The sequence below is a fragment of the Mucilaginibacter boryungensis genome (assembly GCF_015221995.1).
GTDB lineage: Bacteria > Bacteroidota > Bacteroidia > Sphingobacteriales > Sphingobacteriaceae > Mucilaginibacter > Mucilaginibacter boryungensis.
In genome coordinates this window covers 342,631-364,809 of record NZ_JADFFM010000001.1, presented here as the reverse complement: position 1 = coordinate 364,809, position 22,179 = coordinate 342,631, and the positions used below count along the sequence as shown (strand labels likewise).

18 protein-coding genes are annotated in these 22,179 nt (G+C 42.4%); 15 read left to right on the top strand and 3 right to left on the bottom strand.

Annotated features, from left to right (window positions below; genetic code table 11):
- Positions 1-94: 94 nt before the first annotated feature.
- From IRJ18_RS01565 to IRJ18_RS01545, 5 genes are all read left to right on the top strand, one after another.
- A complete protein-coding gene (locus IRJ18_RS01565; protein ID WP_194104447.1) occupies positions 95-1,987 on the top strand; it encodes a glycoside hydrolase family 97 protein in 1,893 nt (630 codons plus the stop codon).
- On the top strand, positions 1,974-3,146 hold the full coding sequence (locus IRJ18_RS01560; protein ID WP_228072469.1) for an alginate lyase family protein: 1,173 nt from the start codon (positions 1,974-1,976) through the stop codon (positions 3,144-3,146). Before IRJ18_RS01565 ends, IRJ18_RS01560 begins: the two co-directional genes overlap by 14 nt.
- 72 nt (positions 3,147-3,218) lie before the next feature.
- Complete coding sequence (locus IRJ18_RS01555) at positions 3,219-3,422, top strand: hypothetical protein (RefSeq protein WP_194104446.1); 204 nt, start codon at positions 3,219-3,221, stop codon at positions 3,420-3,422.
- Between the two features lie 91 nt (positions 3,423-3,513).
- Positions 3,514-4,284, top strand: a complete 771-nt coding sequence (gene ku, locus IRJ18_RS01550) for a non-homologous end joining protein Ku (protein WP_194104445.1) — start codon at positions 3,514-3,516, stop codon at positions 4,282-4,284.
- A gap of 100 nt (positions 4,285-4,384) precedes the next feature.
- Positions 4,385-4,927, top strand: a complete 543-nt coding sequence (locus tag IRJ18_RS01545; RefSeq protein WP_194104444.1) for a YciE/YciF ferroxidase family protein — start codon at positions 4,385-4,387, stop codon at positions 4,925-4,927.
- Positions 4,928-5,004: 77 nt separating this feature from the next.
- On the opposite strand, the gene IRJ18_RS01540 is transcribed toward IRJ18_RS01545, so the two are convergent.
- Complete coding sequence (locus tag IRJ18_RS01540) at positions 5,005-5,949, bottom strand: SPFH domain-containing protein (RefSeq protein WP_194104443.1); 945 nt, start codon at positions 5,947-5,949, stop codon at positions 5,005-5,007.
- A gap of 89 nt (positions 5,950-6,038) precedes the next feature.
- Here IRJ18_RS01540 and IRJ18_RS01535 point away from each other — a divergent pair, with 89 nt between their 5' ends.
- A complete protein-coding gene (locus tag IRJ18_RS01535; protein WP_194104442.1) occupies positions 6,039-6,227 on the top strand; it encodes a hypothetical protein in 189 nt (62 codons plus the stop codon).
- 67 nt (positions 6,228-6,294) lie between these two features.
- Here the strand turns inward: IRJ18_RS01535 and IRJ18_RS01530 are convergent, their stop codons facing one another.
- Entirely contained in the window at positions 6,295-6,879 is a 585-nt protein-coding gene (locus IRJ18_RS01530; protein WP_194104441.1) for a C40 family peptidase, read from the bottom strand.
- Positions 6,880-7,574: 695 nt separating this feature from the next.
- On the opposite strand from IRJ18_RS01530, the gene pdhA reads away from it, so the two are divergent.
- From pdhA to IRJ18_RS01500, 6 genes are all read left to right on the top strand, one after another.
- A complete protein-coding gene (pdhA, locus tag IRJ18_RS01525; RefSeq protein ID WP_194104440.1) occupies positions 7,575-8,570 on the top strand; it encodes a pyruvate dehydrogenase (acetyl-transferring) E1 component subunit alpha in 996 nt (331 codons plus the stop codon).
- Between the two features lie 44 nt (positions 8,571-8,614).
- Positions 8,615-10,273, top strand: coding sequence for a pyruvate dehydrogenase complex dihydrolipoamide acetyltransferase (locus IRJ18_RS01520; protein ID WP_194104439.1), 1,659 nt, complete (start codon positions 8,615-8,617; stop codon positions 10,271-10,273).
- A 422-nt stretch (positions 10,274-10,695) separates the two neighbouring features.
- Positions 10,696-14,847: a hybrid sensor histidine kinase/response regulator gene (locus tag IRJ18_RS01515; protein WP_194104438.1), complete on the top strand. Its 4,152-nt coding sequence runs from the start codon at positions 10,696-10,698 to the stop codon at positions 14,845-14,847.
- A 165-nt stretch (positions 14,848-15,012) separates the two neighbouring features.
- Complete coding sequence (locus IRJ18_RS01510; protein WP_194104437.1) at positions 15,013-15,594, top strand: RNA polymerase sigma factor; 582 nt, start codon at positions 15,013-15,015, stop codon at positions 15,592-15,594.
- A gap of 66 nt (positions 15,595-15,660) precedes the next feature.
- The gene (locus IRJ18_RS01505) at positions 15,661-16,641 is read left to right on the top strand and encodes a family 43 glycosylhydrolase (RefSeq protein WP_194104436.1); all 981 of its coding nucleotides are present in this window, start codon (positions 15,661-15,663) and stop codon (positions 16,639-16,641) included.
- Positions 16,642-16,762: 121 nt separating this feature from the next.
- Positions 16,763-18,247 carry a glycosyl hydrolase family 28 protein gene (locus tag IRJ18_RS01500; RefSeq protein WP_194104435.1) on the top strand — a complete coding sequence of 495 codons (1,485 nt, stop codon included), beginning with the start codon at positions 16,763-16,765 and terminating at the stop codon, positions 18,245-18,247.
- 67 nt (positions 18,248-18,314) lie between these two features.
- On the opposite strand, the gene IRJ18_RS01495 is transcribed toward IRJ18_RS01500, so the two are convergent.
- Positions 18,315-18,527, bottom strand: a complete 213-nt coding sequence (locus tag IRJ18_RS01495; protein WP_194104434.1) for a hypothetical protein — start codon at positions 18,525-18,527, stop codon at positions 18,315-18,317.
- A gap of 479 nt (positions 18,528-19,006) precedes the next feature.
- On the opposite strand from IRJ18_RS01495, the gene IRJ18_RS01490 reads away from it, so the two are divergent.
- The 3 genes from IRJ18_RS01490 to IRJ18_RS01480 all read left to right on the top strand — a co-directional run bounded on the left by IRJ18_RS01490 (position 19,007) and on the right by IRJ18_RS01480 (position 22,028).
- Entirely contained in the window at positions 19,007-19,258 is a 252-nt protein-coding gene (locus IRJ18_RS01490; RefSeq protein WP_194104433.1) for a DUF4834 family protein, read from the top strand.
- 11 nt (positions 19,259-19,269) lie between these two features.
- Positions 19,270-19,560, top strand: a complete 291-nt coding sequence (locus tag IRJ18_RS01485) for a hypothetical protein (protein WP_194104432.1) — start codon at positions 19,270-19,272, stop codon at positions 19,558-19,560.
- A gap of 416 nt (positions 19,561-19,976) precedes the next feature.
- A complete protein-coding gene (locus IRJ18_RS01480) occupies positions 19,977-22,028 on the top strand; it encodes a PAS domain-containing protein (RefSeq protein WP_194104431.1) in 2,052 nt (683 codons plus the stop codon).
- Positions 22,029-22,179: the final 151 nt, after the last annotated feature.

Below are 22,179 nucleotides of genomic sequence, written 5' to 3'. Positions count from 1 at the left end.
AGGGGCTATCCAGAGTATAAAACAACTCATCTGCTGTCTTTGCATTATCTGTTTGGAATAACAAGCGGCCGAAAATATAAACGATAGGAAAAAAATGAAGCGTAAAATATGTTACCAGTTATTGTTGGCAAGCTTATTATTAGCTGGGACTTATTCAAGTTTACTGGCACAAACTAAAGCCGCTGCCCGGCTGGAATCTCCCGATCATCAAACTAAAATTGAATTAAAAATAACTGAGACCGGGCAACTGGCCTATCAAATGAAGTTTAACGGGCACGGGGTGGCTGAATGGTCGGCCCTGGGCTTAGAGACGAACGGGCCGGAATTGTCGAAAGGGATTAAGATCAAAAGCCAGGTAAAAACTGATCATAAAAAAAGTTTTGACTGGCCACTGGGTGAAGATAGCAAAATTGATAACCATTACCAGCAGTTAGTGTTGCACTGTTCATCAATAAACGCCAGGTTTGATGTAGTTATGCGCGCTTACAATGGCAGTTTCGCCTTTCGTTACATTTGCAGGGACATAGGCAAAGGCATAGTAAAGTTAAAAAAAGAGTTAACGGAGTTCAACCTGTCTGACATTTATGAGATCTACCAATATCACGAGGAGTCTATTTTCCGCCCGGTACGTTTAAATGACCTGCCGGGAATTTGCGATATGCCCGCTACACTTGTTTCCGGCCAACCGCTTTATCTGAGCATAGGCGAAGCAGAAAACCGTAATTACACCAAATGCGTATTAATTAAAGGGCCAAAACCCAATAGCCTTCGTTTTGATTTTTATACAGATACGATTTATCGGAACAATGAAATTAAAGCTGTAAACAAAGATACTCAAGTGGAATTCCGGGATAGCCTGATTACACCCTGGCGGACGATTAGCTGTACCGGGACGGCCATTGGCCTGCACGCGTTTAGCGAGCTTAATTTAAAATTGACAGAACCATTAACGGACGCCCCTCCGGTTAATGTTAAACCCGGAAAAGTTTTCAGGGTACCTGTAAATACCCAGGGCGGGTTAGACGGGATTGAACTGGCCAAAAGAATGAATTTTCAATACATTATGTTTGATGCAGGCTGGTATGGTGCAGAATTCCGTACAACTTCCGACCCAACCCAAACCATTCCGGAACTGGATCTTCCAAAAGTGATTGCTTATGGTCAGTCTAAAGGCATAGGCGTTATACTATATGTTAATTACGTGGGGCTGAAAGCCAAGCTGGATACTATTTTGCCCCTTTATAAAAAATGGGGTGTAAGCGGCTTGAAATTCGGATTTGTAGATGGCGGCACTCAAAAAGGGCTTTCCTGGCTGGATTCGGCCATGCAAAAGGTAAATGATTATGGTTTTATACTTAATGTACATGACCATTACAAACCTACCGGACTAAGCCGCAGGTACCCCTACCAATTATCGCAGGAAGGTATTCGCGGTGATGAAAACAGCCCTGATGCCTTTCATAACACTGTGTTGCCCTACACACGTTATTTAGCAGGCCCTGCCGATTTTACATTTTGCTATCCAAACGCCACAAACGCCTTTAGTAAAAATTTAAAAGTAAGTAAAGCACAACAACTGGCATTAACTGTGGTTTACTTTGATCCTTTACAGGCTATATTTTGGTATGGCAAGCCGCAGGATTATAATACCGACGATCCGGACCTGGGATTTTTTAAATCGGTCCCGACGGTATGGGACGAGTCGCACTACCTTCAGGGCGAGATCGGGAAATCTATAAGTGTAGCACGGCGTAAAAAAGATGTATGGTATTTAGGCAGCGCATCAGGGTTAACGCCCCTGACGACGCATCTTAACCTAAACTTTTTAAAAAAGCACTTTACTTATACCGCGACCATTTACGAGGATGATGGTAAAAACGGCATAAGGATCAGCACCCGGAAGGTGACATCAAAAGACCAGCTTGTTGTTGATATAGCCGAAAAGAGCGGCCAGGCAGTAATTATCTGCCCAAATGAACACCAATAAATTAAATAACGTGATGATAGCAATGACGAAAAAAATATTTGCGGCAGGCGCTGTGCTTTGGTTTTGCTGCTTTTTATCAATCTACGCAACAGCGCAAACAAAAACATTTATTCATCCGGGGGTATTACATACTTTTAAAGAATTCGGTCAGTTAAAAAAAACGGTCGATCATAAAATTGAACCCGGCTATAGCTCTTACCTGTTGTTAAGATCGAACCCCGCGGCCGCGGCAAATTACCGGATGAACGGACCCTATAAAGTTATTGCGAGGGATGGTGAATATGCCTGGACCAAACCTAAAATGGAGGCCGATTTCAGCGCGGCATATTTAAATGCCATTATGTGGATGGTTACCGGTGACAAAGCACATGCTAAAACATCACTCCATATTCTGGAGGCATATGCCGACACGCTAAAAACAATACCCTCAACAAATGATTCACCTTTGCTGGCAGGCCTGGAAGGCTTTAAAATAATTTATACAGCTGAGGTTTTGCATTATACCTACAAGGATATGGATGCAGTGCAACTGGCAAAGATCACAAGCATGATCACAACTGTTTTTTTACCAGTTATGGATGGGTTTTATAATACTAAACCTTATACCAACGGAAACTGGGGCGCCATTGTAACTAAAGCCTATATAGCCGCAGCCATATTTCTGGACAATCGGCCCATGTATAATAAGGCGATCGATTTTTATTATAATGGTAACGATAATGGCTCGTTAAAAAATTATATCAGTGGCAAGACCGGGCAATTACAGGAAAGCGGAAGGGACCAGGGCCATAGTCAGTTAGGTATTGGAGCCTTAGCCACCACCTGCGAAGAAGCCTGGCAACAAGGTGATGATCTGTACGCTGCACTGGAAAACCGCTTGTTAAAAGGGTTTGAATATGTGGCAAGATATAATCTTGGCGACGATGGTGTCCCTTTTACCACATGGCATGATATTACGGGTAAATACAGTGACTGGACAACCATCTCTGCAAAAGGGCGTGGCAGGTTCATCCCTATTTACTACATGGCCTATCATCATTATGTGATACGCAAAGGTTTAAAAATGCCCTATACAAAACAGGTGATAGATAAGGTTGGGCCCGAAGGCTTTGACCGTGATCAGCCCGCCTTTGGCACCTTTCTTTTTTCAGTAAATTAATGAGTTGATCAGCTTACTTGACCTTCACAACAGGAATTGAGTATAATTGCTGGTATTTTTTGTCTTAAGGTTATGCATAAACATCCCTTAGATCCTTCGAAAGATCTGGACATACAATTTTTGCAGCCTGCCGTTACCAAAAAGATGGTCAATGAGCATTGGAACGCTATACTTCTTCAGCTGGGGGAGGATAATTCGGCCAACCCAAAAAACAATGGGACAGAAATAAAAGACGATAGCCAGGCTAATAATCCCAATGGCCTGAACCCATTATAAACCGGGATACAAATTTTATTTAATATCGCTATCCATAACGAAAAACCCTTTCACTGTTTTATTGGTTATAATTAATCAAAATCAGCGTATTATGAGATCGATCTGGAAAGGCTCCATAGGGTTTGGCCTGGTAAGCATACCCGTTAAATTGTATTCGGCGGTGCAAAAAAGCTCGCTCGATTTGGATATGCTGGATAGTCGCGACCACTCACGTATACGCTTTCAACGCGTGAATGAACACACCCATAAGGAAGTGCCCTACGAAAAAATTGTGAAAGGTTATAAAATGGACGATGACTATGTGATACTGGAAGAACGCGATTTTGAGGATGCCAGCCCCGAGAAAAGCAAGAATATTGAGATTGAAAGCTTTGTAAATATTGATGAAGTAAACCCGATGTATTACGAAACATCGTACTATGCCGAGCCGGATACAAAAAGCAACAAAGCCTATGCACTGCTAATGCAGGCTATGACCAAATCAAAAAAAGCCGGACTGGCCCGGTTTGTATTGCGTAGTACCGAGAACCTGTGTATTGTGCACCCTGTAAATAATGTAATGGTGATTACCCGGATACGCTTTGCCCAGGAAATACGCAGTACCGAGGATTTGAACGTCCCCAAAAGTGTAGAGGTAACCAAAAAGGAACTGGACATGGGTTTAGCGCTTATTAACCAGTATTCCGAAAAATTTGACGTCTCGAAATTTAAGGATGATTACCATGATGAGTTGCTGAAGATCATCCACGCCAAAGCCAAAGGGAAAAGACCTACCATTAAAAAACTTAAACCGCATAAAACTAAAAGTGATGACCTGTACGATCAGTTAATGCAGAGCTTGAGTGCCAAAAAGGGTGCATAAATATCATTTTAAGTTATATTATTGATTTTTAAGAAAAAATAAAAACTTAAAGTTTTTCAAATGGTTATTCTCATACATCGAAAATTTAAAACAGAAGAACATGAGAACAAAATCATCACAGCCGGAAACAACTACCGAGGTACAGGAGTCGGCATTAAACGAATTATTTTTAGACGAATTAAAAGATATTTATTGGGCGGAAAAACACCTGGCAAAAGCTTTGGTTAAAATGGCAAAAGCTGCTACATCTGATGAGTTGAGGCAGGCCATTGAAAACCACCGGGGGGAAACAGAAAACCATATTACCCGCCTTGAAGATGTTTTTGAATCGATAGGTGAAAAAGCGGCAGCTAAAAAATGCCCTGCTATGGAAGGCCTGATTGAAGAAGGCCAGGAAATTATTAAGGACACTGAGGATGGCAGCATAACCCGCGATGCCGGCCTTATCTCATCTGCACAAAAAGTTGAGCATTATGAAATAGCCTCGTACGGTACCCTGCGCACATTAGCCCTTACTTTAGGGTACAATGAAGCGGCAGACCTACTGGAAGCTACGCTGAAAGAAGAAAAAACCTGCGATGAATTGCTTACTCAAATTGCCGAAAGCTGGATAAACCAGGAAGCCAGCACCGAAAAGGAATAGTTTCTAAGATTACTATAAGGCAAGGAAAGCCGCTCAATTGAGCGGCTTCCTTGTTTTTAAATTTTTTGCAAAGTATCTTACTTCTTCTTACCCAATCTATCTACGTGTAGCTGGTCAAGACTCATCATTTCCTTCATGGTGCGCTGCATGCTATCGGCAGAACCATCAAGGAATATCACATTACCCTGCGAGTTTTCAGAGAAGTGTTTAATGGCTTCCGTCCACATGGTAAACAGGATAACCGAGGTATCCATATTGGCTTCCTGCATTTCTTTAGCGGCAACGGTCATACCCTTAGCTACTTCCTCGCGGAATAAGGCAATACCTTGTCCGCGCAGCTGGGCGGCCTGGCGTTCGGCCTCGGCGGCAATTTTAATGGCGTTACCTTCAGCTTCGGCGCCTTTGGTTTTGGTGATCAGTAAGGCCTGGCCTTCATTCTCGGCTGCAGCTTTCAGGTTGTTCGATGCAACTACCTGGCTCATCGATTTCATAATAACGTCGTCAAACGTAATATCGTTCAGCTGCAGATCCTGCAGGTGATAACCCCAGCTTTCCAGTATCTGGTCTAATTGCTCTTTTACATGCTCCACAATATCGCGGCGAAGTATCAGCACATCCGATTGGCGTTTGGTAGCTACAAAGGCCCTGATAGACCCTTCAACGGTGCGTATCAGCGCCTGCATCAGGTTGCGGTCATCAACAAACTTAAAGGCTACATTTTTAATGGTTTCTTCCTGCTGGTCTAAAACCGAATATAGCAGCATGGCCTTAAAGTATACATTAGCCTGATCGACAGTTACGGCCTGGAACTCCAGTTCGACGGAGCGGTTCTGGATAGAGATACGGGCATATATCTGTTCTATAAAAGGCACCTTAAAATTTAAGCCCGGCATTAATACACGGCGATATTTGCCAAACACGGTAATAACACCAACCGTACCTTGCCTGATAGTTACAAACGAAGTCGACAGGATAATAAGGGCTATAAAAACGATAATTAATAAGGGGACATATGATTCCATAAAAGGGGTTTATTTAGATAATTAAATATAGATAATTATTTGGAGTACAATTTGCTTAATTAAAATAGCAAATTCAAATAAACTGCATTATGAACTTAAAACGAACCTTCGGAGCAATACTTACTGTGTTAGGTATTATCGGTGTGATCTACACAGGAGTAGAGATTGTACAGCATACAGGACAAATGACCACCCTGGTAGTGGTAGGCCTTATTGGTTTAATATTCTTCTTTACAGGGATAAGCCTGGTACGTAATACAGCCGATACCGCAAAATAAAAACGGGCATAAAAAAAATCCTTCCACTTTTCAGGGAAGGATTTTTCATTTGTATCGGGTTTTAGTTTTAGTTATTCGTGTTTTTATCCTCGGCAGACGGGCCCGAGGTAAGTTCGTTTTTGAAGGATGCCAACATACGTCCACCCCTGTAAAAATAACGGCTGTAGTAGCTATCATCGATATTGCTGATGGCGACACCTTTTGATGACGCATGCGCAAAACGCCCGCTGCCCAGGTAAATACCAACGTGGGTAATACTACGGCTGTGTATTTTAAAGAACATCAGGTCGCCTTCTTTCAGATCATCTTTAGCAACGGGGGTAACCATGCTAAAAATATCGCGCGAATTGCGTTTGATATCCAGGTTAAAAACCTTTTCGTAAAGTTCTTTTGTGAAAGCCGAGCAATCAATGCCTTTTTTTGATGAGCCGCCAAAACGGTAAGGGGTGCCTATCCAATCGTAAACAAATTGAAAAAGTTTAACGTTTGAGGTAGCATTTAACGCTACACCCATAATTTGCGACATATAATCTTTGGCTAAGCTTTCCTGATCGTCTGACTTATCAGGTGCTTGATTTGGAACAGTTTTTGTTTGCGCTTGTGCAGCTAAAACGCTGAAAAATAACGCAATAACAAGAGTAAATTTCTTCATTAATCCTTAGTTTATTCGGGTTAATTACCACAAAGTGTTTCTAAAAGGGGACACCTTGCCTATTGTTGAGTACAAAACTATACAAATTTTTTAAAATACCAAATCCTGATGAAATCTTTTTCCATAGGTAAATTGGAAAAAGTTTTAAACCATTGTTAATAAAATTGCGCAAAAATTAACACCACGGGACGAATTTGTATTATCTTTTAAATTTTCTGAGCCTATTTCCTAATCATAGAATTTGACTGTCTCATTACAAAACCAGGCAGAGAAGTTGCAGCATTGATAAAGCATTACCGGGGTAAAAAGTATCCGATAATCATCATTCAATAATTTCCCTGTTTTATTACCATCCGCAACAACAAATTGTACTTATTGTTAGTATTTTATCGGAAAAACGTTCCCAAAACAATAAAAACAGCAAATTCCTTAAAAAATTGCACACAAAAATAACATTGTTACCATTAAAAGATTATTACGCCATATGCGCAAATTACCGCCACTTCCAACACACTAAGCAGCGATACCCAAAATCTTATTTTGCATTTTTTCTTCATTACAAAGTGCAGTAAAACCATCTAAAATATTATGCATGAATAATTCTTTATAACAAGCCTGTTGCAGTTTCGATATATGGCAGGATATAATTAGATTTGCGCTTCTCAACAAAAAAGATTGATCGTTTAAGAAAACAAATGGGTTCAATAGCTATTACAAAAGAAACTTACCTGATGTGGTATGAGCAGATGCTGCTTATGCGCAGGTTTGAAGAAAAAACAGGGCAATTATACGGACAACAAAAAATAAGGGGCTTTTGCCACTTATACATTGGCCAGGAAGCCGTTTTGGCCGGCGCCATGTCTGTATTGAAAAAAGGCGACAGCATGATAACCGCCTACCGCGACCACGCGCATGCTATAGCAATGGGTACTGCCCCAAAAGCCGTAATGGCTGAAATGTATGGCAAAGCTACCGGTTGCTCTAAAGGTAAAGGTGGCAGCATGCACATGTTTGATAAAGAAAACCATTTTTACGGCGGGCACGGTATTGTTGGCGGACAGGTACCACTGGGTGCCGGTATCGCATTTGCCGAGAAATATAAAGGTACCGACTTTTTAAGCGTTGCTTATATGGGCGACGGTGCTGTGCGCCAGGGTGCACTTACCGAAACCTTTAACATGGCCGCTTTATGGAAACTGCCTTGCATATTTATTTGCGAAAACAATGGTTATGCCATGGGTACCTCTGTTGAGCGTACCACCGCCCAAACTGATATTTATAAGTTAGGTTTACCTTATGGCATCCCGTCATCACCGGTTGATGGCATGGACCCTGTTGCGGTACACAATGCTATGGACGAAGCAGCCCAGCGTGCACGTGCCGGCGAAGGCCCTACCTTTTTGGAAATGCGTACTTACCGTTACAAAGGCCACTCTATGAGCGACCCACAAAAATATCGCACTAAAGAAGAGCTGGAAAGCTACAAAGCGAAAGATCCTATTGAGGCGGTAAAACAAACTATCCTTAAAGAAGCTTATGCTGATGAGAAATGGTTTGACGAGATGGATGCAAAAATAAAAGGCATTGTTGACGAATCGGTACAATTTGCTGAGGAATCACCATGGCCTGAGGCTTCTGAACTATATACTGATGTATATGTGCAGCAAGATTACCCATATATTCGCGACTAACCCTTTTACTAACATACAATAACAGAATTCATCAAAACTGAGATATGGCTGATGTAGTTAAAATGCCTAAAATGAGCGACACCATGACTGAGGGTGTTATTGCTAAATGGCATAAAAAAGTAGGCGACAAAGTAAAATCGGGCGATGTAATTGCCGAGATTGAAACTGATAAAGCCACTATGGATTTTGAATCGTACCAGGATGGCGTACTGCTGTACATTGGTATTGAAGAAGGCAAAGCCGCCCCTGTTGATAGCGTAATTGCTGTTTTAGGGAAAGAAGGCGAAGATTACAAAACTGCTTTGGAAGGCGCATCTGCACCTGCTGCTCCTGCTGAAGAGAAGGCAGCCCCTGCCCCCGCTGCTGATAAAGCCTCTGCCGCAACCCCGGCGCCTGAAGCCAAACCAAAAGTTGACACAAGCAGCATCCCGGCAACGGTTATCCGCATGCCTTTGCTTAGCGATACCATGACCGAAGGCACTATTGAAAAATGGAACTTTAAGGTTGGCGATAAAGTAAAAGCCGATGATTCACTGGCAGATGTAGCTACCGATAAAGCTACCATGGAGGTGGTTGGTTACGAAGCCGGCACCCTTTTATATATAGGTGTAAAAGAAGGCGAAGCCGCCAAAGTAAATTCTATCATAGCTATTGTTGGTAAAGAAGGGACTGACATTACTCCTTTACTGCAAGATGGCGCCGATGCACCCGCCGCTGAAGTCGCGCCGGCAGATAAAAAAGAAACCACTCCGGCCGCACAGGAATCTGCTGCTACTGCCGCACCGTCAAGTGCTGACGACAGCCGGGTAAAAGCATCGCCGCTGGCACGTAAAATAGCTAAAGAAAAGGGCATAAACCTTAATGATGTAAAAGGCAGCGCTGATGGTGGCCGCATTATTAAGAAAGATATTGAAGGCTTTACGCCATCAACCCAGCAGGTACAGGAAGCCCACAAAGCTGCCGAAGCTGCTCCGGCTAAAACAGATAAAGCCCCTGTAACCCTGCCAACTTATACCGGCGAGGAAAAATTCAGCGAGCGCCCGGTTACGCAAATGCGTAAGGCTATTAGCCGGCGTTTATCCGAAAGCTTGTTTACCGCACCGCATTTCTACGTAACCATGTCTATTGATATGGATTCGGCAATAGCGGCGCGCACTAAAATGAACGAGTACGCCCCGGTTAAAATATCGTTTAACGACTTGGTAGTTAAAGCGTGTGCTGTAGCCTTAAAATCGCACCCGGCCATTAACTCATCGTTCCTGGGCGATAAGATACGCACTAACGAGCACGTACACATAGGTGTTGCCGTTGCTGTTGATGAGGGCTTGCTGGTACCGGTAATTAAATTTGCCGATGGCAAATCGTTAAGCCATATTTCATTAGAAGTGAAAGACTTTGCCGGCAAAGCAAAAAGCAAAAAATTACAACCTGCCGAAATGGAAGGCTCAACCTTCACCATATCAAACCTAGGTATGTTTGGTGTTGACGAGTTTACCGCTATTATTAATACACCAAACGCTTGTATCCTTGCAGTTAGCGGCATACAACAAGTGCCGGTAGTTAAAAACGGCGCAGTTGTACCAGGCAATATCATGAAGGTAACCTTAAGCTCCGATCACCGTGTGGTTGACGGCGCCCTGGCTGCAGCCTTCCTGCAAACACTAAAATCGTTATTAGAAGAACCGGTGAGATTACTGGTATAGTCCTAAGCCTTGAGTCGAAAGTCTTAAGTCAATAAAAAAAAGCGTCCTGAGTTTCAGGGCGCTTTTTTTGCTTTATCCCTCTCCTTGCTATTGCATATATACAGGATGGGCGTTATAGCCCGTAATTATTTTTGATAAAACAGGTTAATAATCCTAATTTGCAATAATGAAAAAGCCGGCCACGGAAACATCTGATAATAAGATCTTCAAAATAAAAAAAATGAGGGTTAGTGATCGGAAAATTTTGAAACACTGGACGGGTGTTCTGGCAAAGATATTGTCGACTGAAACAAAAGAAAAACCATAGTAAACCATAATAACGCTACGTTAGGACGCGGTAAAATTTAAGCTACATTCCGTAGCTGTTATACTATAAACCACGCCTGATTTACGTTTCGTGATATTAGCGCAAAGCCGGTATATTGAAAAAATTAAATCTGATTACTGCATTGAAACTGCTGTATTTTCATGTGGCCTGCTGGAAAAAACTGAAGGCACACATGCTAATAGGCGTTTTGCTGGTATTTCCGTTTTTAGTAACGGCGACGCCGTTTATTGAACAGCTTGGCCTTAAAGATGGCCTTTCAAATAACGAAGTTAGGTACATATTTCAGGATTCGCGCGGGTTTATGTGGTTTGGCACCTATGATGGACTGAACCGCTACGATGGCTACGATTTTAAAATATTCAGGAATAACCCAAATGATTCGGGTTCTGTTATTCATAGTTTTATCAATACGATTGCCGAGGACAGCCGGCACAGCATCTGGGTGGGTACGCGGCAAGGGATTAGCGTGCTAAACCCGGTCTCCGAAAAATTCGCGGGTGTATTTGTTACCCGCCCGGGAATAAAACAAACCTACCGGCTACACTCGTATATTACCGCTATTCAAACTAACGAACGTGGAGAAATTTTTGTAGCAACCCAAAAAAACGGACTGATCATTTTTGATCATTTGAATAATGGGCCGGGCTTGGAGATCCCGTTTTCGAATGGTTTGCAAAAGGAATGGAATTATGCTGTTTCTGCCTTATTTGTAACCGCCGGCCAGGTTTACCTTTTTGTTGATGGTAAGGGATTGTGCCGTTATGATAGCTTAAAGCACAAACTGACATTATTAGACCCATTACTAAAAACCGCCAGTTGTATTTATGGCGAAAACGATGATCTGTGGATAGGCACCAATGCCGGCTTGTACCGTTATAATATCTTTTCCAAACACTATGAACAGGTTTTGACAGAGACAACCGGTGGGCTTAGTTCGGGCAGAATAACCTGTGCGCGGTCAATGCCCGGCAACGAGTTATGGATAGGTACCGATGGCGGCGGCATCAGTATACTAAATAAACAGACTGGGAAAATGAAGTACCTCACAGAAGGATATGGAAGGTATAATTTGTCCAGTAACGCCGTTTACTCCATATTTCTGGATAAAGAGCATCGGAAATGGATAGGTACGCTTAGGGGCGGAATCAATATTATCGACGATGTTAAAAACCGGTTTCAGAACATTGTACAGGACCCGACACATCCCAGTAGCCTGATCAATAATTTTGTTAAATCGCTTTATGAAGATCAGCAAAACAGGCTATGGATAGGCACAGATGGCGGCGGGCTAAGCATATGGAACAGGCGGAATGATAAATATGAAAACTACATTCATCAGGCTAATAAACCCGGCAGCCTTAGCTCCAATTTTATCACAAGTATTAAACAAGACCATACCGGTAAAATTTGGGTGGCCACATACAGCTCGGGTATAAACCTTTATCAACCGCAAACAAAAACCTTTAAAACCTATGCGGGGCTGGATACACTGGGTAATGCCAGGTATCAGTTTTTTTGGTTGCTGTATGAAGATCACAATCATAACTTATGGGCAAGCGGGCTTCAGAACGGTCTTTTCATTTATGACAGGGCGAACGACCAGTTCAAACTGTTTGATGCATCTGTGAGAAATATCCTCGCCTTTCAGGAAGATTCGGGCGGGCAGCTTTGGGCCGGGACATTTGATGGACTGTACAGGATAGGTGTAAACGATAAAAAACACCGGTACTATGCTATAGGTAAGCCGGTAAGGGTCATCCACGAAGACGGAAAGGGCCAATTATGGCTCGGGACGGAAGCGGGGCTGATGTTGTTTGACCGCCAACATAAAACTGTTGTAAAGCAATATACTACTGATGACGGGGTGAGTAGTAACAATATTTTGGGCATTGAGGAAGATAAGGCCGGTAACCTTTGGTTGAGCACCTATAATGGCCTTTCAAGGTTTAACCCGGGCAAAAAGTTCTTTACTAATTTTAACCTGAGCGATGGCCTGCAAAACAGGGAATTTAATTTTAATGCCTCGCTTACCCTTTATAACGGCGAATTGGCATTTGGGGGTATCAACGGGGTAAGCCTTTTTTTTCCTGAAAACATATTGCCGGTGCAAAACACGCCTAACCTGGTAGCCACATCAATAAAACTGAATAACCGGTCAGTCAGCGATCAACCAAACTACATCTCGGCTATTAACGACCAGCAGATCAGCAAAATTACCGTTCCTTATAATGAAGCTTCTTTATCGGTTGAATTTGCGGCTATAGAATTTACGGCCCAGGAACGCATTGGTTACCGTTACATGATGAAGGGATGGGATCGCGGCTGGAACAATTCAGGGCATGTGCGCAATGCAGTATATACGCGCCTTAACCCCGGCACTTACAGGCTTCTTATCAACTGCACCAATGCAGAGGGGCAATGGATAAACAAAACGGCATCATTATGGGTGGTTGTTTTGCCCCCCTGGTACCTTACGTGGTGGGCCTATTTAATTTATACCACTCTAATAGGTTGCTGCATTTACTGGTACCTTAATTATAAGTTCAGGGAAACCCGTTTGCGCTATGAAATAAAAATGGCAAAAGCCAATGCGGATAATCAAAAAAAGTTACAGGAAAAAGAGCGGGAGCTGAACGAACGCCGGGTGGACTTTTTTACCGGGATATCACATGAATTCCGAACACCGCTATCGCTTATTATCAACCCTATTAAGGATATTTTAGTACGTAATGAGAATGATAATAAAACCGATCTGAGCCTGGTTTATCGCAACGCCAGACGGTTGCTAAGCTTGGTCGATCAGTTGCTGCTGTTCCGTAAAGCAGAATCGGGCGCCACAGATATTAATGCAGGGCCATTAAATATCGGCCAGGTTTGCCACGATGTTTATCTTTGTTTTGTACAACAGGCCAAAGCAGCGTCACTCACATTCGAGCTGACAATGCCCGAAGAGGAAGTGATCATTTATGGCGACCGTGAAAAAATAGAGATCATTCTGTTTAATTTGGTATCTAACGCTATTAAATACTCACCCCCTGGTAAAAAGGTGACCGTTAATCTACAATCAAATCCGGATGATGTAGTCATCAGCGTGGCAGATACAGGTAATGGCATTCCAAAAGATGTTGAAGAAAAAATATTTAATAAATTCTATCGCTCAAGGGAAACCAGTCAGCCCGTAAAAACCGGTTTCGGTATTGGGTTATACCTTGCAAAACAGTTTACCGACGACCACCACGGGACACTCACCTATAAAAGTGAACCTTCATTAGGCACTACTTTTTACCTGCAATTGCAAAAGGGGATTGCGCATTACCCCGAAAATACGGTTTCACTTGTTGCTGATGCATCTTCCGGAATATTCAGCGAACTGGCAGATCAATCGTTTGTACAGTTTGATAATCCGGGCGTTAATTTAAAAGCTGAAGAGTTTCAGAGCACTGAAATTTTTACGGACAGGAAGTCGGTGCTTATTATCGACGATGACTATGATATCCGCAAATATATTAAGAGCACACTGGAAGAACAATACATCATTTTTGAAGCGGAAGATGGGAACGCGGGGTTGCTTGCCGCCAGGGAAAAACACCCCTCGTTAATTATTTGCGATGTGATGATGCCCGGAATGAACGGGCTTGAACTTTGCGCGCTTATTAAACAGGACCCATCGATGAATTTTATCCCCATGATACTGCTTACGGCCAGTTCATCACCCGAAGGGAAAATAAAAGGGCTGGAAAGCGGCGCAGACGATTATATCAGCAAGCCCTTTGAAAAAGATGTGCTTATGGCGCGGGTTGCAAACCTTTTACTCATCAGAAGCAATTTGCAAACATATTTTTATAATGCCATTACCCTCAAATCTGCAGAGATCAGTATTTCTGATGAATATAAACAGTTCCTAGAAAAATGTATAGTTATTGTTGAAGCGCACATGACCGATCCAAACTTTAACATTCAGGTACTGGCAGCCGAACTGGGTGTTAGCCGGTCTAATTTGTTCCGCAAGGTGAAATCGTTATCGGGTCATAACATTAACGGGTTCATCAGGTATATCCGCCTGCGCAAGGCAGCCGAACTGTTGATCCAGACGGAAATGAATGTCAACGAAGTGGCCCTGGAAACCGGGTTTAACGAAATAAAGTATTTCAGGACCCAGTTCCACAAATTATTCAACGCCAACCCATCCGATTTTGCCAGGCAAAACCGCCCGGCATTTAAAAAGCGTTATAACGTTATCGATTAATCAACAGGCCCTACATTATCTGAAATCATTATAAAGGACCTTTTTGGTCATATTGTACCCTTTAAATGGTCATTTTATACCCTTTATTTTTTTTTTAATCCCATCATATTAGCTGCTATAAACCAATTATTGAATTATCGGTAAACTTTTACTTCAGTAGCCCTTATGAGTAATAACAACCAATTATCAAACTGGTGGGATGAATCCCGACTGGGAAATGTTAACGCTTTCGGTTATATCCATCGCGAATTATATCCGGTATTATACCGTTATATGTTCAAGATCATTAAAGATGAAGACATTTGCCAGGACCTGCTGCAGGATGTTTTTGTAAAGTTATGGGAGCGGAAAGGAACCATAGGTCCTATCCGTTTTGTAAAGGTTTATTTTTTCAGAACGGCACGATCGTTAGCTATCAACCACCTTAAGTGTTTAAAAAATAACAATGTGCCCTTTGAAGAAGGCATGGAACCCGATATGGTTTTTTCGCCGGAAGAGGTATTGATGGGAAACGAGCATCACGCCGAGGTATCCAAAATACTAACCATGGCTTTAAATACGTTGCCAAAACGTCAGCGGGAAATGATATTTTTAAAATACTTTGATGGCTGGAGTTATGATGAGATATCAGCCGTAACCGGCATTAATTACCAGTCGGTAGTGAACCATGTCCACCGCGGCATTATACAGTTACGGGGCGGTATAACCAATGCAAACCCTCTTCAATCATGTCTGCTTACGGTTTAATAGTTTTAAATCGGGGTTGTTTTTGAATAATTGAAATTTTACATCAATTTAGTTTACATGTTTAAAATGCATAAAGGAAAAGGCCTTGCTTTGGCTGGCGCTTTTATAATAGCTGCTTTTACCGCTTTCGGGCAAGCTGAAATAAGGCCCGGCGAGGTGTGGCCGGATACTAAAGGCGAGCATATACAGGCGCATGGCGGCGGTATAACTAAAATTAAAGATACCTACTATTGGTATGGAGAAGAACGCCGCAAAGGGCTTGATACCAATAAACGTTATGTAAGCTGTTATGCATCCAAAAACCTTGCCGACTGGACCTTTAAAGGCGATGTGATACAGATGAGCGATCCTGAAAACCTGGGCAGAAAGTGGATATTGGAACGCCCTAAGGTTTTCTATAATCATAAAACCCAAAAGTATGTGATGTATTTCCATCTTGATAACGCGGCCTACAAATATGCCCGCGTTGGGATTGCGATTAGCGACCGGGCAGATGGCGAATTTAAATTTGTGAAAAGTTTTCGCCCGCTCGATCATGAAAGCAGGGATATCGGGCAGTTTGTAGACGATGATGGAAGCGCCTATTTAATTTTTGAAGATCGGCCATTCGGTTTCAGAATAGCCCGGTTAGCTGATGATTACCTTAGTTTGGAAAAAGAAATATGCCTGATACCGCAGCATATGGAAGGCGGTGCTATTGTGCATTACAAAGGGCTGTACTACGCTATAGGGTCGGCGCTTACCGGATGGCGGGCCAACCCCAATAAATACGCTACAGCGAGATCACTTGCAGGCCCATGGTCAGAGTTTAAAGATATTGCCCCGCCTGAAACTAATACTTATGGTGCACAATCAACACTTATGCTGAAAATAACAGGCAGTAAAACAACCAGTGTAATTTTTTTGGGTGATATATGGAAACCCAAAGCTCAATGGGATTCGCGCTACTTATGGATGCCTTTAGAAATTGGTGATGGAAAGTTGTGGCTACCCAAGCCAGCGGCTTTTACCATTAATGTTAAAACGGGCGAAACCCAGATAAAATAATTAATGGTAATACAATTGAATAATTATTTTGAATTAAACATGGCTTGTTTGAGTATAGAAAAGTAGTACGGGTGTCAATGAGATAATTCTTATCTAATTATCACCTTGCTTACATATTACTATGCGTTTGAAGCTTCTGTTTTTTTCCATTGCTTTTCATTTTACCCTATTTGCTTACCCCAAACTTATTACTTATAAAGCACCCCATTGTAATATATTAAGCAATACTTACACTGTGCAGGTACGGGAGGCCAACCTACCATGGCAAACAGTAGCCACTTATTTTGCCCATGTAACTGACGTTACAGGCACAAAAGGCACCGTTAAAAAAACATCCTTCGGCTATTTCGATTGTTCAGGTAAGGTGGAAGTAACCGTATTGGTTAATGATCAGCCAATCAAATCAGTCCGTATACGGCCAACAGCCAAAGGCATTGTCCCGCTTATACATGGTAATAAAATTACCTTTTTAATGAATATTTCCGATCAGCTGTCTATTGAAATAAATGGGGATATATTTAATAATTTACAGCTTTTCGCCAATCCGCTGGAAACAGACAGCCCCAGCCCAAATGATCCCAGTGTTATTTACTTTGGGCCGGGTGCACACAGGGCCGGGAAGTTAAATATCCCTTCCGGAAAAACAGTATATATAGCCGGAGGGGCGGTTGTTCAGGGCAACCTGTATATGGATCATGCAGAAAATGTAAAAGTTCGGGGCCGCGGTATTTTTACCCAGTTGGAAAACGCTGTGCCCGACACGGCACCTGTTGATAACCAGGCAGTAACTTTATCGCGTAATGATGCCATCACAGTGAATTATTCAAAGAATGTTGTAATTGAAGGGCTTATTATTTTACCGCATAAGTATTCAATTACCATTGGTCAGTCAAGCGAGGTTTTGGTAAATAATTTCAAATCTTTTAGTTCGGAAGGTAATGCCGACGGTATTGATATTTTCTGCAGCAACGATATTAAGTTGGACCACATTTTTATGCGGAATGCTGATGATTGTATTGCTATTTATGGGCACAGGTGGAATTACTACGGCAATACCCGCAACATACTGATTAAAAACGCTGTTTTATGGGCCGATGTTGCGCACCCCATTATGGTGGGCACCCATGGTGATACCCAACATCCCGACACCCTGGCAAATATGCTGTTTGAAAATATCGACATCCTTGACCAACATGAAAACCAATTAGATTATCAGGGATGTTTAGCATTGAATGCCGGCGATAATAACCTTATCACAAACATTAAGTTCAATGATATCCGTATTGAAGATATCAGAAAAGGCCAGTTAGTTAATTTACGGGTAATGTATAATAAAAAATATAATACCTCGCCCGGTAACAGGATCGAAAATATCAGTTTCATAAATGTCAGCAGCAACGGGAATCATACAGGCATGTCGGTAATTGCAGGTTATGACGAAAACAGGTTGATCAGGAACATACTATTTGAAAACCTAAAGATCAACGGTCAATTGATTACTGATGATATGGCCGGGAAGCCCCCATTTTACAAAACCGGAGATATGGCAAATATTTTTATTGGCGAACATGTAGACGGGATAAAATTTGTAAAAACCCAACTATAATGAAAGTTGCGAACTCCTTGATTTAGGCTTTAGTTAAACCAAAGCATATTTTACGATATGTTCTATTCTAATCTGGAAAAGCAAGACCGCCATCAACCTTAATATGATTTTCTTTCCGATCTTTAAGAAATGGATAATAGGCTACCAATCCATTGTATTGAAATATAGTCTGCCCGCACACAAAGCACGAGATTACACCTTCGTTTAATTTTTCGGTTCCTTCTGAGGAAAGTTCATAGTTTGAACCACACCCACCGCACTCAAGTTGAAGTCTTTCCATTACAAATGCTTAACAATTAAATACTAAAATGATTACCGCAAAAAAGATGCCCGATTGTTAAATTAATGCTATAAATAGACGTGTAATTCTCCACATGTTTCTTTCTAATTAAATGACTTGAAACCTAATTTAAACTGCCGAAGTTTCTTTCAAATCACACTCGTAATACTTGTAGCTTATAAAAATGGATGTCAGTTAAAGCAGACATGTTTTATAATATTGCCCTTTCACAAGTACAAAAAATAAGCACTGTTATGGAACGCCTGCATTAAAACATGAAGCATAATCAGGTCGGTTTTGATGGCTGTACTATAGCATGGCGGGCGCGGCAAAATCGTCCGTTAACACGCGGAGCAGGCAGCTAATCCTATCCGAATTGCCATAGTATTGTATTTTCGCGATGAGGGAACACAGGTTTTATCATAAGCTAACTTTTTAAGCGTTATATACTTATATTTGCAAGCTAAAACTAAAATCAGATGATACTTATACGCTTTCTGATCATATCAATTTGTATACTTTATATTATACGCAGCTTAGTGCGCTGGTTCTTACCTTCCATACTACAAAGTGTAATAAATAAGGCCACCCAGCAACAAGGCCATCAGCAAAATTACCGTCAGCAACAGCAACCGCGCGAAGGTTCCATAAAAATTGACCACATGCCGCAAAACAAAAGCTCGGTTCCTGATTCTGAAGGCGATTTTGTAGATTACGAGGAAATTAAATAAACCTTACAACCATGTTACCCGAAGAATTGTACAAACGCAAACATTTCGGCACGCCCGAATCGCTGATATTAATTGTTGTTAATTATGTAGTGGTTGCCGTAGGGGTTGAAATATTTGCCATGTGCACCAAAATCAACTGGTTTTTCTGGGTAATTTTAGGCGGACTTGCCTTTTACAATTACTACACCATACGCCGCAACCGCGACGAGTACGGCAAAAACAACATCATTGGCTATATCGTTAGCCTGGCGGGTTTGGTGCTGATGTTTGTCCTGTTCAGGTTGAAAGCGCAGCCTTGCTAAGTTCCCGCATATTTACATATCTCGTTGAGGGGGCTACTCTTATAGTAAGTCAGTTATAAACAGATATTTGCCCCCATAATGCGCTGACAGTGGTAGTTTCTCTCAAAGGTTAGCGGGTTTGTTCTACGCTTTATAATAACCCTTAACAATCCCCCAAGCTAGCGGAACAGGCATTTTCCATTTAAGTATCAATAGCAAAAAGACAAATCACCATATTGGTTATATTACTAATGCATCTGCTGCATCTTTTTGCCAGTATGCCGCTCTCGGTTTTGCCACGGAATAGAGGTGTAACATATCCGAACATTTATAGACCACTTAATTATAGTAAAAGTTATGTAGATTTATTTACTGGGTTGAAATCACCTGACAACTTCCTATTCTATGCATACCCGAAGCTAACCTTAAATTGCGTTATGAAAAATATCTTCCTGGTACCGGACAAAGAAAAGGACTATCAAAGCTATATGGTGTATGCCCTGACCCTTATCTGGTCCATGGTCACCGGCATCGTAGTGGCTACCGGGTTCTTTTATTTCCCTCAATTATGGTTGCGCTGGTTGCTGTTACTAAGCATCGCTCTTTTTATAGCCCTCTTTAACCTGACGCTGAACCATTTTGGACGCACCCGGGCTGCCAGCTGGTCGCTGACAGGTATGCTCTGGCTATATATTACCATTCCCTGTTACTCCGCCGGAGGGATTTTCGCTCCGGGCATTCTATCTCAAATGAGTGTCATCCTCACTGCAGGGTTTTTATTAGGCCGCAGAGGCGGGCTGGCCATCGGCTTATTAACCATCGTCGCAGATTTCGGGTTGGCCTGGCTGGAAGCCACCGGTCATTTACCTGCCCCGGTGGTTATACATGATCCGATTAGCCGCTGGATCAGCGCCATTATTCCCTTTTGTACCGTAATGGTCTTACAATATTATGCGATCAATCACCTGCGCAGCAGTTTGATTACCCTGCAACGAGAAACGATTAAGCGGAAAGCGGCTGTTCAGGAACTACAGGATTACAAATATGCCTTAGATACTTCTTCTATCGTCAGCATTTCGGCAGTAGATGGGACTTTTACCTTTGTTAACGAAAATTTCTGTACCGTTAGTAAATACAGCGCGGAAGAATTGATAGGCCAATCGCATAGCGTGCTTTGGTCAGGTGAGCACCCACCGGAGTATTTTGCTGGTTTAGGCCTGGCCATGCAGGAAGGCAAATCTTACCGCGGAGAATTTTGCAATCGGGCAAAGGATGGCTCGTTGTACTGGGTGGATACCACGATCGTGCCGTTTTTGAATGCTTCGGGCAAGGTCTATCAGTATATGTCCATCAATGGGGATATCACCCGGAAAAAGGAAGCCCTGGAACAGCTGCGAGCAAGCGAGGAACGGTACAAATCTATTATCACCGTTTCCAATACCGGTGCCTGGGAATACAATGCTGATACACACCAGGTATGGTACAGCACACAATATTTCGCGATGCTTGGCATTGACCAGCCCGATGGCGTTTGGGAGGATACAGCGGGTATGTCATGGGTTGACCGTCTCCACCCCGATGACCGCGAGCGTGCTGTAAAAATTTTCGATAAATTTTTATCAGGGGGTACAACGGAGTTATATGAGAGCATTTTCCGTATGCAGCATAAAAACGGAGATTGGGTTTGGATCTGGTCGCGTGCCAGAAGGTTGCTTGATAAGGATGGCAACATAACCAATATTACCCTCGGAACACATACTGATATTTCCGAACGTGTCAAAGCCGAGGAAAAGATCAAAGAGAGTGAACGCTTGATCAAAAAGATCACCAGCCAGGTGCCTGGTAATACGTATATGTTTGAAATAGAAGAAAGCGGAAAACCGAACATCCTCTTTGTTAATCGGGGCACGGAGGATTTTAATTTTACGGCTGATCTGGAAGAAATTTCCCGGGATGGAAATAAAGTATTGGAGGTTTGGCATGAAGACGACCGGGATCTTTTGCATGAAAAGATGAAAGAAGCCTATCAGTCGGGGGCGCCCATAAGTTTCCAATACCGCATCGTGGTTAAAGATATGATCCGGTGGCGCTGGCTACAGGCTGTTCCTGAAAAAAACAAAGAGGGTAAAGTAATCTGGTATGGGGCGACCCGCGACATCACTGCTTTGGTAGATTATATCACGTCGGTCGAGCAGATCCTATTTGATATTTCGCACGTCATGCGACGGCCCATTTCATCCATGCTGGGTATTACCACACTCATGAGCGAAGGTGGGCTGGATCGCGAAGAAATGGTGCATTTTGCCCGTCAGTTGCATCCGGTTGCCCAGGAAATGGATAAGTTCATGAGGGAGTTAAATCAGGTATATGAACAGAAACGACAAATCAATGCGCTCAATATCGATTTTTCTTTGCTGGTGGATAAACGGAATTCGTTATTTAAAATAGAAGATGATTTTGGAGATAAAAATACAATGCCTCCGGCATGAGTTCTTTTCGCTTTCAACGCAACAGTCTCTCATTGCGACGTCCCCCAGCACTGGGGGGCATACTATTTTAATTCTGTTTGCTGCACTGGCTAAACACAGGTAAAGAGTGTCCCGTAAAAACTTTAATTCCTATTCTCACTCAAATTTATAT